This is a genomic window from Micromonospora palomenae, from assembly GCF_007829925.1.
Taxonomy (GTDB): domain Bacteria; phylum Actinomycetota; class Actinomycetes; order Mycobacteriales; family Micromonosporaceae; genus Micromonospora; species Micromonospora purpureochromogenes.
Window position 1 is genome coordinate 1457247 of record NZ_VIXA01000001.1, and the last position, 14646, is coordinate 1471892.

Sequence of the window (14646 nt, forward strand, 5' to 3'; positions counted from 1 at the left end):
GTTGTCGGTTTCTCGGTCGAGGCGCGGGTGTGGGGTGGCTCGCCGCGGCCAGCGTGTGGCTGGGCCCGCGACGAGCCACCGCGGGCCAGCAGGGGTTAGGTGTGGTAGCGGAGCAGGAGGCGCAGGGCGGCCGCCGCTTGGGCGGGGACGACGCCGTTGCCGAGGACGCGCAGCGCGGCGGTGCGGGGCAGGCCGAGCGTGGGGTCGGTGACCCACCGGTCGGGTAGGCCCATGAGCCACTCCACGAACGGCGGTGCGAGCACCGGTTTGCCGTGCTGACCGGGTTGGGTAGGGGCGGGTACGGGCCGGCCGGTCAGGAGTTCCCAGCGGGCGATGGCGGTGGCGTAGATCCCCCATCGGGTTTCGTCGGCGACGCCGAGGCGGTGGGGGGTCAGTTCGGTGATGGTGGTGCGCAGGTCGGTGCCGCCGTCGCCGTGGCGGCCGGATCCGTGGGAATCGGAGGCCTGAGGCGTGGGGAGGAGGCGCTGCGGGAGGCGGACGGCGGCCGACGGCAGGGTGAGGTCACCGTGGGAGCCGCGTTGTCCGGGGCAGCCTTTCTGTCCGTCGCTGGCTCTGGGGGTGGGCAGGAGGACGTGGGACAGCGGCGGGCGGAAGCCGTTGCCGGGGCGGCGGCCTGGTGTGCCGGTGTCGGTGGCCCGGGGTGTGGGCAGGAGGTGGTGGCGGGTGCCGGTGGGTTCGATGAGGTCGGGCAGGCCGTGCTGGTGGCCGGGGCCTTTGCCGTCACGGGCGCACGGCGTGGGCAGTGTTCGCACCCTCTCCCCCGTGGGTGGCGAGGAGGAACAGTCGGTCGCGTTGGTGGGGTGCGCCGATGTCGGAGGCGCGTAGGCATTGCGAGCTCGTGTCGTACCCGAGCGCGGCCAGGTCGGCGTGGACGACGTCGAGTCCGCGCCGGCGCAGGGCGGCGACGTTCTCCACGAACACGAGCGGTGGTCGAAGTAGGCGATGGGCTGCGGTGATGTGGTGCCAGACGCTGGAGTGGGGTCCGGTGATGCCGGCGCGTTTGCCGGCGTTGGAGATGTCCTGGCAGGGGAACCCCGCGGTGAGGACGTCGACGGGCGCGACGGTTTTCCAGTGGATGGTGCGGATGTCGCCGAGGTTGGGTACGTGCGGCCAGTGGTGTTCGCAGACGGTGCGGGCGTGTCGGTCGGTTTCGGCGTACCACGCGAGCCGGCCGCTGAGCACCAGCTCGGCGGCCAGGTCGAGGCCGCCGTAGCCGGTGCACAGGGATCCGATGAGCAGCCCGGTGGGGCGGTATTCAACCTCCCTCCCCCGGATCCTTGGCAACGGCTCGGCCGGACGAGCCCCTCTGGCCTCTGGTTTCGCCTGGGGCACCCGTCAGCTCGCCGGAACTCACGGAGGTTGCCGGTCGTCGGAAGATGAGCACGTCTTCGTGGGTGATCAAGTGCAAAGGGATGCCTGCGGTGCGGGCCTTGCGCACGGCTTGGAGTTGGAAGAACGACGGGCGCGCGACGAGGTGCCCGTCGCGGACGGCCGCGAGGAGGGCGACGCACCGCTCGGTGGGGATCAGGCCGGCGCGGGTGCCGGCGGCGATCACGGCGGAGGGCAGGTCGACAAGCTGGCCGTTCTTGCGCCACGGCCTGGCGGTGACCACGACGGTGCCGCCGGGGCGCAGCAGGGTCCCGCAGCCGGTGAGGATCTGTTCGAAGCCGTCGGTGAGCCCGGTGAGGTCCCGGTAGGCGAGGTTCCCGCGGTCGGTGCCGTCGTTGTAGGCGTTGTCGTACTTCGTCACCCCGTCCGCGCCTGGCCGGACGAGGCCGTGCACGGTTGGCCCGTACGGCGGTGAGGTGACCACGAGGGTGACCTGCCCGGTGAGTGCGGCGGGCAGCAGGGACCGGATGCGGGTGGCGTCCCCGCGGATCACCGAGGCGCGGCCGGTAGCGCCCTGGCTGTGGGCGTGGGTGATGTTGGCGTCCGCGATGTCGGACCAGCGGGACTCGTATTCCACTCCGATGGCGTCGCGGCCGGCGTGGACGGCCTCGACGAGGGTGGTGCCGATCCCGCACATCGGGTCGAGGACCAGGTCCCCGGGCTGGGTGTAGGCGTGCACGGCGTGCGCGGCGATGGCCGGGAGCATCCGGGCGGGGTGCTTGACCGACTCGGCCACGTACCGGCCGCGGCGCTGCACCGGGCCGGTGCGTTGGGCGGTCGCCCACACCGACAGCCCGTCGGGATCCGGCTCGGTTCGATGGGAACGCAGGCATCCGGGCGGGCTGGGGTGGCACGGGTTCTGCTCCGGGTGGACGTGCTCGTGCTCAGTCACGGTTGCCGCCTTCCTGCCGCCGCGGGCGCCGCGGCTGGTCGGGCTGCTGGCTGAACACGAGCAGGTCGGCGTGTACCCGCAGGTGTGCCACCGACCACTGCTGCTCGCCGGTCTGCTGAGCGAGGGCGAGCAGTTCCTCGGCGGTGACGTGGTAGACGAAGGCGTCGCCGTCGGTGTCGGCGGCGACGGCGACGATGTGCTGCAGGTAGCCCAGGCCGGCAGCTGCGGCGGCGGTGGCCACCGGGGTGAAGTCCTCCGGCCCGACCATGCTGGCCGGCACGGTGACGACGAGGACGAGGCAGCCGCCGGGGCGCAGCAGGCGCGCGCACGCGGTCAGCAGCCACGCCAGCCGGACCCGGTTGGTCGCGTCGGCCGCGTCCAGGGGCCAGCAGGCCACGACCAGACTGGTCGCCTCCGCCAGCGACGTGCGACCGGGATAGGTGGTGGCCTCGTCTGCGGGCAGGTCGGGGTCGGTGAGATCGTCGCCGAACCACGTGCGCATGTCCGGCAGGTCGCCCCTGCTGTCGTCGGGCAGGGCGGCCGGGTCCGGGCGGGACGGTGGGGTGGCCGGCCCGATGATCAGGCTGGACGCGTCGGTGAACCAGCCCGGGTGGTGCCGACGTGCGCCGGCCGCGCAGACGGCGGTCAGGGCGTGGTCGCCGGTGAGGTCGACGACGGCCTCGCCGGGGCGGCTGTAGGCGGCGACGAGCCGGTAGGCCAGTCGGGCGCCGATGGTGCGGCCGGCGTCGGCCGGGCCGCGGGCGGTGCGCCACACGGTGACCGGCACGGGCGGGTCGCCGGCGACAAGGTCAATCAGGGTCGGGTCGACGTCGTGCGGGTCCACGGGCTGGGCAGGGTCGGGGTGGTGCTGCGGCGTGTGCTCGCTCATCTGGATGTGGGCTCCACGCCGCGCCGTGATGCGCTGACACCCCTCAAACCGGCACTTGTCAGCTCTGGCGGACACCCCCCGGCCTGACAGAGGTCTGACAGCACCACCGTGCCGGCCCCGCCCGCAGGCGCTGCGATGCGGTCAGACCGGCCCCGGGGCCGTCGTCGCCGCTCATTGTGACGGAAGGTGACGGGCATCCCCTGCCCGGCGCAACGACGGATGCCGATGACATTGGTGCGTGGACCGCGCTGTCAGACCGGCGCGGCGTCGCGCCAGGGCCTGCGTGTCAGGTCTGGCGCGGTCACGCAGTGTTGTCGATGACAGCGCCGCGACGTCGTGTCATCCGGCGGTGCCACTGTCAGATCGCGGTCCGCCGCCGGAAGTGCCGCCGTGACAGACACCGGTGCCGCCGTCAGGTTGGCGGCGTCTGACAGCGGCAGGCTTGTCAGACACCGCCGTGGCGTCACGGCGGGGTTGTCATACCACTTCAGACCCCTCTGACGGACGCGGCCAGCTGTCAGATCCGCCGGCGCGGCTGGTGTCACCACCGGACTGGGTGGTGTCAACGCGCAGGTCAAGGCCAGTTTGTTAGCCCGCTGTCAGAGTCGGTGCCGGTGGCCGCCGGTGTCTGCCAGGTCGGCACGTGGGCGGGCGGACACGGTGTCATCGGGGCGTTGGCCTGGGCTGTCAGAGGTCTGCGAGGTCGCCGTGGCGCAATCGATGTCTTCCGCGCCGGGGGTGGCACCACCTCGGCGCGTCATCGACGACCTTCTTCTACAGGGAGTGTGTGGACATGACCGTGTCCAACCCGGACTGGCCCGACTCGCCGCTGGACGCCGTCGACGCCGCTTTCGCGGCGCTGACCACCGGCCCCGACCCGATGACACTCGACCTGGACACCCTCGGCCCTGACACCGGCTTGCCGGGCGGGGTCATGACACTCCCGGCGCTGCGGGATTGGCTGCTGCGCCATCCCCGCGCCTACACCGCGCGTGACGCGGTGTGGCGGGATCTGGTCCGCCGCGCCCGCCTGGACGGACCGTCCTGGGTCATCGCGGCGGTGGCGATGGCGATGCCCGCGCTGCGCCGCCACGCCGGCCGACTGCACGCCGGTTGGTCCGGTGACGCCGCCGACCTCGACGCGGAGATCCTCACCGGGTTCCTCACCGCTCTGCGCGACCGCGTCGATCTGGCCAAGCCCGCCCCGCACGCGGCGCTGTGCATGGCCGGCTGGCGGGCCGGACACGAACTGCTGCGCCGCACGGGCAGCGCGGTGCCGGTGGAGCACGTGGAGCACCTCACCGGCCCCCGCATCCCGCACGTCCCCTACGGCCACCCCGACCTGCTCGTTCGCCGCGCCGCCCGCCTCGGCCTACTCGAGCACACCGACCTGGACCCCTACATCGACCTGCGGCTCGGGCAGCGGGCGATCGAGCCCATCGCCGCGCGTCTGGGCATCACCGTCGACGCGCTACGCAAGCGGATGAACGGCATCGACGAACGCCTCGCCGACGCCCTGGCCAAGGGACTGCTCACCAGCGTCGTGTCCCCCAAGACCCGCGAGTACCTGCAGAACCAGTCTGTGCACCGCATCCGGACCCGCACCGGCCGCGTCACCACCCGGCTCAGGCGGACGGCGTCCCCGGCAGCCGCCGCTGCCTGACCTGCATGACATCCGTAAGGCGGGGTCCGACCATGACGGTCGGACCCCGCCACTGCTGTCATTGTTGGGGTACGAGCCAACGTGCCCAGCCAGGTACAGACGAACATGCACAGCGTCGTGTAGACGGACGTTAAGATGAGAGCGAGAAATCTCCACCTCTAACCGCCCCCCGAGCCGACCAGCGTGCTTCAGCGGGACCCATGGGTAGTGTCGGTGTCGGTGGCCGTCGTGACGTTCCGTGACGAAGCAGATGCGCCATCGGCATGGCGATGCATCCGCTTTTGCCGATGAGCGTGCTCGTCACAGACCATCGCTGATCCAGCAGCGGCCGCTCTCGCCTGCCAGATGAGCTCCAGGCTAAGATCGTCAACTGTCAACGGATTCTGCTAGACGAACACCTTGGAAAGCTTGTCCCCAATCTCGACCAGCTGGGTGATTGGCCCCAGCGCCGACGTGATGCCGTTCCAAAAGCTCTTGAGTAAGCTCTTCTTCGGCTCTGGGCGCTCTAGCTCCGCGGACAACGCGTTGAAGTTGTCGGTCGCGTCGGCGTTGCCGGACTTCTCGACCAGGTCGGCCAGCTCAGCCAGAGCCGCCGCGACGTCCTCGCCCGCCGATTCCTTGACCGAATTTAGCGAATTCGTCAGCGTGCTGCGGTTGACGATTGTGGCCCCCGAGCCGATGTGGCTGAAGCTGTCGCCCTCCACGGTGACCTCCTGTGCGCTCTGTAGGTTGATTGATGAGGCCGTGACCCTCAACTGCTCAATGTTGAGAACCTGCATCAGGCGGTGGTGAAACTCCGACTGAATGCCCCCGTCCGCGCTCTGCGGCCACGTCCGGATAGCGATCTCAGCGAGATCCAACTGCCGCATGAAGAGGCGGAATAGTTCGTTGCTCGGGTCATCCGTCACCGCGGGCTCCCGAGCCGCCGGCGTGCCGTGCCTCGCCCCGCTCCAGAATACCGTTCGCGCGCGCGTCAGCGGCCATCCCCTCTTCGAGCCGGCCGAGCGCGGACAGCGTCATACCGAGCCGGTGCAGGGCCAGGGCGACCTCCAAATGATTGGGTCCGAGCGTCGCCTCCGTTATTGCCAGCACTCGTTGCCGCAACCTGAGACCCTCGTCAAGCCGCCCACAGTGGATCAAGGTCGTCGCCAGGTTCTCCGAGAGGGTAGCGACGTAGGGATGGTTCGGCCCGAGCTGCGCCTCAGCGATCTCCAATGCCCGCTGTTGCAGCGGCGTGGCTTCCACGTCGCGACCCAAGGCGTTGAGCGTCCCGGCGAGGTCGGTCAGAGCGACGGCGACCTCTGGGTGATCCGGGCCTAGCGAAGACTCGATGATGCCTAGGGCTCGCCGTAAGGGCCTCAGCGCCTCGGCATGTCGGCCCTGCGCGGCCAAGGCGGCCGAGAGCCCGCCGAGTCGCGTCGCTACACCGGGATGGTCTGGACCCAGCGCGCGTTCAGTGATGTCGAGTGCCCGCTGCTGGTACGCCAGCGACTTCTCAACCTGACCAGCATCGAGCAGCATGATGGCCAGGTTGCCGAGGCGTACTGCCATGTCGGGATGGTCGGCACCGAGGGTCCGCTCCGTGATCGCCAGTGCCCGCTCCTGCAGAGAGATCGCTTCATCGATTCGGCCGAGGGCGCGCAGGGAGGAGGCCAGGTTGCTGAGTCGACTGGCCACCTGCGGATGATCGGGCCCAAGCGCTCCGGCCGTGAGCGCCAGTGCCCGCTGCTGCAGGGGCAGAGCCTCGTCGATGCGACCGGTCGCTCGGAGCACGGTGGCGAGGTTGTTGAGAGCGGCCGCGAGGTCCGGGTGAGTCGGGCCGAGCGCCCCTTCGAGGATCGCGACGGCGCGGCTTTGTAGCGGGATGGCCTCGGCGGGGCGTCCGAGGTCGGTGAGGATGGCCGCGATATTGGCGAGGGCGTCCGCGATGGCGGGGTGGTCGTCGGTGAACGCCTCTTCGGCGATGACCAGCGCCCTTTGCTGTAGCGGTAAGGCCTCCGCGACCCGGCCCAGGTCGGTCAAGGCGGACGCAAGATCATTCAGTCGCGCCGCCACCTGTGGGTGGTCGGGTCCGAAAGCCATCTCCGTGATGACCAGCGCCCGTTGCAGCAGCGGGAGTGCATCGCTGGCGCGGCCGAGTTCTCGCAGTGTGGCCCCCAGCGCGCTGAGCCGCTTGGCGACATCGGGGTGGTCAAATCCAAGGATCTCCTCGGTGATGGCCAGGGCACGTTGCCGAAGCGACAGCACTTCATCGTTGTGGCCGAGTTCTTGGAGCGTGTCGGCGCGGTCACTCAGTTCGGCAGCGACGTCGGACCGGCCGAATACATGGTCGGGCTCGCCTATAGGGACAGAGGACGCCAATACATCCGTGCGATCCTGAACAGGCGGGTCCACGGAAACGCTCGGTGTCTTGCGTAGCAACTCCGCAAGCTCATCGTGACGACCCAGCGACCGCAGGTAGGAGGCGAGATCGGCGACGTCGTCCGCCACCTCGGCATCCGTTGCGATCGTCTTCAGCGACTTGCGGGCGAGGGCGGTGGCCTGTCGGTACCAGCCCTGCGTCGCCGCAAACAGGGCGGCTCGTCTGAGCAGAACGCTTAAGTCTGAGGTGATGCCGGCATTCGGCGGCCAGCTATCAGTGACAGCGACAACGTGGGGAATCAGTTGCTTCCACCGTTGCCAGGACGCGAGCTCTTCCCGGGGATCTCCGAACGGCACGATGCGCCGCAGCAGGCGCACGGCTTGTGTTACCCATTCGTTCCAGGACGCGGGGAACATTGCGCCCTCGCGTACCAGGTCCCTGATGACGGCATGGACGGCCGGATGCACTCGGACGAACTCGGCGTCGATGGTCAGCAGCGAGAAGAACGCGAGCACATCCAATGCTCGATCGACCCGGTCGAGGTCGTCACCGTACCCATAGACGACGAGCCGGGGCAGATTCTCGGGAGCGAGGCAGGCAAGCAGCCCAAGGACTTCCAGAGCGAAGGGTTCCTGCGACCGGACGGTGTCCAGCGTGATCGACAGAGCCGGCGTGAAGGCCGCTGGTCCGGCCTCAACCCGCAACGGGAGCGAGCGCAACTGCCGCAGATAGGCCGCGACGGAGACTCCCGTGCCGGCCAGGTACGCCGCCGCCTGGTTCAACGCCAGCGGAAGATGACCCAGCGCCGCCGCCAACTCATCTACGTCGTCGGAGCCAGATTGGTCGGCCGAATGTCGCAGCAAGTCCCTGGAATCCACTGGCCGCAGCACGTCCAGTTCCAGCGTGCGATCGGCAACGCCGAGGTCACCACGTCGCGAGGTAATCAAGAGATCACCGCTAGAGCTCAGCAAGCCTTGGAGCAATCCGATGTCCTCTGGATGCTGCACATCGTCGAGGATCAGCAGCCACCCACCGTGTGACCGCAGCCAGGCGACTGCCCAGCCAGCAGCCTCACTGGTCGCTCGGCCGCTAACCGATCCTAGGGTGAGGTGTTGTGCCAGCGTCGCAAGCCCTAATTCGACGCTTTCGGCGGATCTCGCCGAAATCCACCACGTGACGCGGTAGCGGTCCTGTGACCTGAGCGCGTACTGCAGCGCCAGCTCGCTCTTGCCGACCCCGTCGAGGCCTCGAACGGAATGAATGGCGACCGTGGACCCCGGCTCTCCGCGCAGGGCGTCGGTGAGCTCTCGCATGGCGTCGTAACGACCGACAAAGAGTCGGGCTGCCGACTGCGGGAGATTGCTCAGACCGTACGGGATCTCCACATCGGCCGGCGCGGGAAGAGGTAACTGCCGTGAGGATACAACAGAACTCAGGTCGCCGGTGAAGACGACGCCGCTGATCGCATGGGCAGCTATGGAACGGCCCCCTGCAGACGCATTGTCGGAAAAGCGCGTCATCGCGCCCTCCCACGTTCTGGACGCCGGGACATGCCCCTGTTCTTCTCCATCGTGTACGCGAGCATGACCTACTGCCCCAAGATGTCAATGCATCTGTCACTTCGCCGACCGGGCGGGGCCAGACCGCTGCAGGTGTGAGCGTCGTCGTGACCGTCGATAGCCGCCCTGAGTTTACGGGCGCTCGTCCGGAGCCTGTCAGGGCCCACGCCCACCACAGCACCACCCGACCACGATGTCGACGAAGAAATCAAGATCGGCCACCCGGCAAGCATGGGGAAGTACCGGGTGCGGGACAATTCGCAGCCGGCCTCCCAGCGATCGATCTCCCGGATCATGTCGTTACCGGCATCCGCACATGCCGCAGACCGTGCAGCTGACGGCTGATCGAATGTGACGCCCACTTTGGGCAGATGCGCCGATGGACAAAGCCCAACTTCCTCGATCGGACCGCGTCGCAGACCGCTACTTGCTCTTCGCGCGTTTCGCGTCAGCGGCGATCCGGACATCACGGAAGTCAATAACGGCCTCACGAGCCATTTATCAAGACCGCGAGATCACCATCTGCCAGCAGCAGAACATCGTCAAGCACGGCAGGCGGCACCTCCAGTTCCCGCGGGCCGTAGCAGTCGTGCCACGCCATATCCATCAGGTGCAATAGGTCGAGCGCGGCTTCGACCTGCTGGCTGGCGAACAGCTCCTCGACGCGGGGCTTGCGTTCTCGACGGCGTTGCTCGCTACCAATGGCCATGGATAGCCCCTTCGGTAGCATCCGCCGCCCCATGTAGGTGACCGGTGTCGCCTCGCGAACCCCGATCCAGCACCGGTCGATCTTATCCTGCCCCCCTGTAGTGTCCGCTTCTGCCGCGATTCGCAGCCACTTCAGTGCAAGGTAAGTTGCATTCAGTAATCACGATCTCGGCCTGGCTCGGACAGTGTTCGCCGCAAAAGGCGATGGCCGGATCGATCGCACAGGTGCCGGACCGCCTTAGTCAATCGTTGAGCGTCGCTTCAGACCTGTGCACGTTCGGCCGTACCCGGTTGGGCAGGATGAGCCGTACGCCGACAGTCATCTCATCCCGCTGCCGCGAAGCTTGCGACGCTGCGAGGCAGCCGCCGGATTGGGCCGCGGCCGGGTTGAGCTGTGGGAGGCGGTACGGCCGAGCCAGATCGCGGATGCGGCGCGGGACCCGGTGATCCGACGCATGCCTACCCAGCCGTCGGGCGCACTCTCCGGTGGCCCGGATGTCAAGGGTTGTCAGAGCCTGAAGACCTTGCCGAGGTCTGGCATGGGACGCCACCGCCGGTTCGTCAGAACTGACAGTCGGCGGCCCAGGCTGTCAGCAGCGCGACGCGTCCGTGCTGCGGTGGCGTCTGGGCTGGTCTTTTGAGATGTGCGGCGGCGTTGCCAGACCCGTGTCAGGTCCAGGGGTGTCCGGCAGAGCTGACAAACGCCGGTTTGAGGGTGCGGAACTTTTCCCGCGGCGCCGCACGAGGCGCTCGTGGGGGTTTCGCCCGCCGCCGGGCCCCGAGGTTGGGGCTGCGCGAGCCGGGCGCCTCGGGTGCCGCGCCGTCTTGGTGCGCTGACACCTCACCGATACCCGCCACACCCGACAGGGAGGACGTGCTCCTCCCGAGGACCTGTCGCGGCTCGATGACGTCCCTGCCTCTCGCGCCCGGCGGCGGCCCCTGACCGCCGTTTCGACGCCCCACCCCTGGCATGGGGTGGGGCCGGAGGTGAAACCGCCCATGTCCCACACTCCGGCACGTCTTCGTGCCCTCACCCGCTCCCGTACCGCCCGCCCGGTCGGCCGCGTCGCCGCGGTCACCGGCGCGGTGCTGCTGTTGCTGTCGGTGCCCACCGCCGCTCACGCCGACTCTGGCGTTGCCGTGCTGGCGGCGAACTCGCTGCCAGTGGTGATCAACAACCTGCGGGTGTGGCTGGTCGGCATCCTCGCCGCGCTGGCCACCCTGTTCCTCGTCCTGGCCGGCGTTTACTGGGCGACCGCCGGGGGTGACCCCGCGCAGGTCGACAAGGCCAAGGGCGCGCTGCGCAACGCCCTGGTCGGCTACGGCCTGGCCGTCCTCGCGCCTGTCCTGTTGCAGGTCGTTCAGGGCATCGTTGGGGGCTGACCATGGGCTTCCTGCTGGACCAGATCCTGGACTGGCTGGCGGCGGCGATCCTCGCGGCCCTGGACGCGCTGATCGGGGTGATCAGCAGCGCGCTGCTGATCACCCCGAACGTCACCGCCCTGCCGCAGGTGCAGGCCCTGACCGGCCGTTCGGTGCTCGTCGTGGACACCGTATTCGTCCTGGCCTTCGTCGCCGCCGGGGTGCTCACCATGACCGCCGGCGGCGACGAACGATCCCGCTACACGATCAAAGACCTTCTCCCGCGCCTGATCGTGGGGTTCGTCGCCGCGCACTTCTCCCAGCTGTGGTGCGGCATGCTCATCGACCTCGCCAACGCCCTCACCGCCGCGCTCACCACCGGCGAGGGTGACAGCGACGGCGCGCTGCGGGCGATCAAGACGCACATCGCCGCCGGGCAGGACGAGACCGCGGTGCTGCTGTTCGTGATCTGCGTGGCGATCATCGCCGTGCTGCTGGCCGGCACCGCGTTCAGCGTGATCGTCCGCTTCGCCGTCGTGCTCGTCCTGACCGCCTTCGCCCCTCTGGCGCTGGCGTGTCACGCGCTGCCGCAGACCGACCCGGTCGCCCGCCTGTGGTGGAAGTCGTATGCCGGCGTCCTGGCGGTGCCGGTGGTGCAGGGTTTCACCCTGTACGCCGGGCAGTGGATGCTCACCGACCCCGACAATTTGCTGCCCGTGCTCGGCCTGCCGGTCGACCCGGGCGGGGTGATCAACCTGTTCGTGGTGATGGTCATGCTGTGGACCACCCTGCGGGTGCCTGCCCTGATGCGCCGCTTCGTCTCGACGCCTAGCGGCGGCGGTGGTGCGAACATCGTCGGCGCCGCGGTGCGGGTGATCCTGGTGCAGCAGGTCACCCGCGCGGTTCCTGGCCTCGGCCGGGGCCTTCGGGCGGTGGGCCGATGAACGAGCACACCGGTCGGACGCGGATGCCCGCCGACGTGGACGCCCCCGACAAGGTGGCCTACGGGCTGACCTTCCGGCAGCTGGCGATCCTCGCCGTCGCCGCCGTCGTCTTCTACGGCGCCTGGCAGAGCCTGCACACCGTCGTGCCGGTGCCGGTGCTCGTCGGCGCCGCCGTCGTCGTCGGCGGGCTGGTCTTCGGTGTCGCGGTCGGCCGCCGGGACGGGCTGTCCCTGGACGTGTGGCTGCTCGCCGCCGTCCGCCACTGGCGGGCACCTCGGGCGCTGTCGACCACCGACACAACGTCGAAAACCCCCGACTGGGTCCAGGCACCGAAGACGCCGGTGATGCTGCCGGCGCCGCTGAAACTGCCCGCCGACGCCATCGACGACGGCGGGGAGATCCGCCTCGGCGCAACGCGAGCGGCGATGGTCGCCGCCACCAACGTCAACCTGGCCCTGCGCACTCCCGACGAGCAGGCCGCCCTGGTCGACACCTTCGGCCGCTGGCTCAACAGCCTGTCCACGCCCACGCAGATCGTCGTGTCCGCGCAGCCGGTGGACCTGCACTCGGCCGCCCGCACCCTCGCCACCGCGGCGGACGCCTGGGCGCACCCGGCGCTGGCCGACGCGGCAGCCGACCACGCCCGTTTCCTCGACGACCTCGCCACCGGCAGGGATCCGCTGCGCCGGCAGGTCCTCATCGTCACCCGCACCGGCGCGGGCGAGCGGGGCGAGCACGCCGCGCGCCGCCGCGCCGACGACACCGTCCGCGCCCTGTCCGGGCTCGGCGTGAGCACCCGGGCTCTCGACGGGGCGGCGGTGACGGCGGCGATCGCCGCCGCCGCCGACCCCTACCGCCCGCCTCGACCCGGGGGTCTCGCCGCGCCCGACACCGTCATCACCGGGCCGGACATCCACACCGACAGAAAGAAGCGCCCCCGATGAAAGCCCGCACCCGTTCCCGCACGCCCACCAGCGGTGGCCGCCAGCCCTCTACGCTGGCGGCCACCGTCGCTCCCGCCTCGGTCGAGGTGACCCCGCGGATGCTGCGCGTCGGCGACGGCTACGCCGCGACCCTCGTCGTCACCGGCTACCCCGCCGAGGTCGGCCCGGCCTGGCTGGAGCCCCTGCTGTCCTGGCCGGGCCGCCTCGACCTGGCATTACACATCGAACCGCTGCCCGCCCCGGTCGCCGCGTCCCGGTTGCGCCACCAGCGCGCCCGCTTCGAGTCCTCGCGCCGAGCTGACGCCGAGGCCGGCAAGCTGTCCGACCCCTACGTGGACGCCGCCGCCGACGACGCCGCCGACCTCGCCCACCGACTCGCCCGCGGCGTGGCGAAGCTGTTCCGCGTCGGCCTGTACCTGACCGTGCACGCCCGCACCGAAGACGAACTGCGCGACGCGTGCGCGCAGGTGAAAGCCGCCGCCGCGTCGACGCTGATCGAGGTGCAGCCGGCCACCTGGCGGCACCTCGCCGGCTGGACCACCACCCTGCCCCTGGCCACGGACCTACTGCAGATGCGCCGCACCATGGACACCCAAGCCCTCGCCGCCGCGTTCCCCCTCGCGTCGGCGGACCTGCCCGCGCCGCTGCCCGGCGACCCGCCCGCCGAGGGCGGCATCCTCTACGGCGTCAACCCGGACTCCGGCGGCATCGTCTGGTGGGACCGCTGGGCGCAGGAGAACCACAACTGCGTGGTCCTGGCCCGCTCGGGTGCCGGCAAGAGCTACTTCGTGAAGCTGGAGATCCTGCGCAACCTCTACCAGCAGGTGCAGGTCGCCGTCATCGACCCCGAAGACGAATACCCGCGCCTCGCCGACGCCGTCGGCGGGACCGTGGTCCGCCTCGGCGTGGCCGGGGTGAAGGTCAACCCCTTCGACCTGCCCGCCGGGGACACCCGCCCCGACGTACTCACCCGCCGAGGCCTGTTCCTGCACACCCTCATCGCGGTGCTGCTCGGCCAGCAGCCGCCCCCGGCGGAGCGGGCCGCCCTGGACCGGGCGATCCTGGCCGTCTACCGGGCGGCGGGCATCACCGCCGACCCCGCCACCCACCACCGGCCCGCCCCGCTCCTGCGCGACCTCGCCGACCGGCTGCACGCAGACACCGACCCCGCCGCTCGGCAGCTCGCCGCCCGCCTCGCCCCGTGGGTGCACGGGTCGTTCTCGGACCTGTTCGACGGGCCGAGCACCATCCGCCCCGACGGGCACCTCGTGGTGTGGTCGCTGCGGCACCTTCCCGACGAGCTGCGCGGCGTCGGCACCCTGATCGCCCTCGACGCGATCTGGCGGCAGGTCGACGCCCCCAGCCGGCTGCCCGCCCGCCGCCTCGTGGTGGTGGACGAGGCGTGGCTGCTCATGCGCGACGGCGAAGGAGCCCGGTTCCTGTTCCGCATGTCCAAAGCCGCCCGCAAGCGCCACGCCGGCCTGACCGTCATCACCCAGGACGTCGCCGACGTGCTCGGCACCGACCTCGGCCAGGCCGTCGTCGCGAACGCCGCCACCCAGGTGCTGCTCAAGCAGGCCCCGCAGGCCATCGACGCCATCGGCGACGCGTTCGGCCTCACCGCCGGCGAACGGCGGCTCCTGCTCGCGGCCCGCGTCGGCACCGGTCTGCTGATCTCCGGCACCAACCGGACCAGCTTCGAGGCCATCGCCTCCGACACCGAGCACCAGCTCTGCACCACCCGCCCGGCTGACCTGGCCGCCCTCGACGACGAGGAGAACGATTTATGACGCCCAGCTCTTCACGTTCATCTGGATCTCGGCCGTCGTGCTCATCCCGCTGATCCTGCTGACGGCCGAGGCGTACACCACCCGGTTCGGCGACAAGCACCAACCGCTTCACGCGGTGTTCGT

General features: G+C 70.1%; 12 protein-coding genes. 5 read left to right on the forward strand and 7 right to left on the reverse strand.

Going from position 1 to position 14646, the window contains the following annotated elements; all coding sequences use genetic code 11:
* Nucleotides 1-95: 95 nt before the first annotated feature.
* The 4 genes from FHX75_RS06565 to FHX75_RS06580 are packed head-to-tail and all read right to left on the reverse strand — an operon-like array spanning nt 96 to nt 3191.
* Complete coding sequence (locus tag FHX75_RS06565) at nt 96-773, reverse strand: hypothetical protein (protein ID WP_154937125.1); 678 nt, start codon at nt 771-773, stop codon at nt 96-98.
* Complete coding sequence (locus tag FHX75_RS06570) at nt 742-1305, reverse strand: DNA cytosine methyltransferase (RefSeq protein ID WP_246157728.1); 564 nt, start codon at nt 1303-1305, stop codon at nt 742-744. The genes FHX75_RS06565 and FHX75_RS06570 overlap by 32 nt, the downstream gene beginning before the upstream one ends.
* Nucleotides 1277-2239: a TRM11 family SAM-dependent methyltransferase gene (locus FHX75_RS06575; RefSeq protein WP_246157866.1), complete on the reverse strand. Its 963-nt coding sequence runs from the start codon at nt 2237-2239 to the stop codon at nt 1277-1279. Before FHX75_RS06575 ends, FHX75_RS06570 begins: the two co-directional genes overlap by 29 nt.
* Nucleotides 2240-2294: 55 nt before the next feature.
* Nucleotides 2295-3191: a hypothetical protein gene (locus FHX75_RS06580; RefSeq protein WP_154937127.1), complete on the reverse strand. Its 897-nt coding sequence runs from the start codon at nt 3189-3191 to the stop codon at nt 2295-2297.
* A gap of 793 nt (nt 3192-3984) precedes the next feature.
* On the opposite strand from FHX75_RS06580, the gene FHX75_RS06585 reads away from it, so the two are divergent.
* Nucleotides 3985-4854, forward strand: coding sequence for a hypothetical protein (locus tag FHX75_RS06585; RefSeq protein ID WP_154937128.1), 870 nt, complete (start codon nt 3985-3987; stop codon nt 4852-4854).
* A 386-nt stretch (nt 4855-5240) separates the two neighbouring features.
* Here FHX75_RS06585 and FHX75_RS06590 read toward each other — a convergent pair whose 3' ends face one another.
* From FHX75_RS06590 to FHX75_RS06600, 3 genes are all read right to left on the reverse strand, one after another.
* On the reverse strand, nt 5241-5762 hold the full coding sequence (locus FHX75_RS06590; protein ID WP_154937129.1) for a hypothetical protein: 522 nt from the start codon (nt 5760-5762) through the stop codon (nt 5241-5243).
* A complete protein-coding gene (locus tag FHX75_RS06595) occupies nt 5752-8736 on the reverse strand; it encodes a tetratricopeptide repeat protein (RefSeq protein WP_154937130.1) in 2985 nt (994 codons plus the stop codon). The genes FHX75_RS06590 and FHX75_RS06595 overlap by 11 nt, the downstream gene beginning before the upstream one ends.
* A gap of 526 nt (nt 8737-9262) precedes the next feature.
* On the reverse strand, nt 9263-9484 hold the full coding sequence (locus FHX75_RS06600) for a hypothetical protein (RefSeq protein WP_154937131.1): 222 nt from the start codon (nt 9482-9484) through the stop codon (nt 9263-9265).
* Between the two features lie 998 nt (nt 9485-10482).
* Between FHX75_RS06600 and FHX75_RS06605 the strand changes: the two genes are divergently transcribed.
* The 4 genes from FHX75_RS06605 to FHX75_RS06620 are packed head-to-tail and all read left to right on the forward strand — an operon-like array spanning nt 10483 to nt 14523.
* The gene (locus tag FHX75_RS06605) at nt 10483-10866 is read left to right on the forward strand and encodes a pilin (protein WP_154937132.1); all 384 of its coding nucleotides are present in this window, start codon (nt 10483-10485) and stop codon (nt 10864-10866) included.
* 2 nt (nt 10867-10868) lie between these two features.
* A complete protein-coding gene (locus tag FHX75_RS06610; RefSeq protein ID WP_154937133.1) occupies nt 10869-11789 on the forward strand; it encodes a TrbL/VirB6 family protein in 921 nt (306 codons plus the stop codon).
* Between the two features lie 23 nt (nt 11790-11812).
* Nucleotides 11813-12733: a PrgI family protein gene (locus tag FHX75_RS06615; protein WP_425463485.1), complete on the forward strand. Its 921-nt coding sequence runs from the start codon at nt 11813-11815 to the stop codon at nt 12731-12733.
* Complete coding sequence (locus tag FHX75_RS06620) at nt 12730-14523, forward strand: VirB4 family type IV secretion system protein (RefSeq protein WP_154937135.1); 1794 nt, start codon at nt 12730-12732, stop codon at nt 14521-14523. The genes FHX75_RS06615 and FHX75_RS06620 overlap by 4 nt, the downstream gene beginning before the upstream one ends.
* The last annotated feature ends 123 nt before the right edge of the window (nt 14524-14646 follow it).

Coding starts and splice junctions, on each gene's coding strand:
- FHX75_RS06580 (WP_154937127.1), bottom strand. CDS start 3,191: ATGAGCGAGCACACGCCGCAGCACCACCCCGACCCTGCCCAGCCCGTG.
- FHX75_RS06585 (WP_154937128.1), top strand. CDS start 3,985: ATGACCGTGTCCAACCCGGACTGGCCCGACTCGCCGCTGGACGCCGTC.
- FHX75_RS06595 (WP_154937130.1), bottom strand. CDS start 8,736: ATGACGCGCTTTTCCGACAATGCGTCTGCAGGGGGCCGTTCCATAGCT.
- FHX75_RS06600 (WP_154937131.1), bottom strand. CDS start 9,484: ATGGCCATTGGTAGCGAGCAACGCCGTCGAGAACGCAAGCCCCGCGTC.
- FHX75_RS06605 (WP_154937132.1), top strand. CDS start 10,483: ATGTCCCACACTCCGGCACGTCTTCGTGCCCTCACCCGCTCCCGTACC.
- FHX75_RS06610 (WP_154937133.1), top strand. CDS start 10,869: ATGGGCTTCCTGCTGGACCAGATCCTGGACTGGCTGGCGGCGGCGATC.
- FHX75_RS06615 (WP_425463485.1), top strand. CDS start 11,813: ATGCCCGCCGACGTGGACGCCCCCGACAAGGTGGCCTACGGGCTGACC.
- FHX75_RS06620 (WP_154937135.1), top strand. CDS start 12,730: ATGAAAGCCCGCACCCGTTCCCGCACGCCCACCAGCGGTGGCCGCCAG.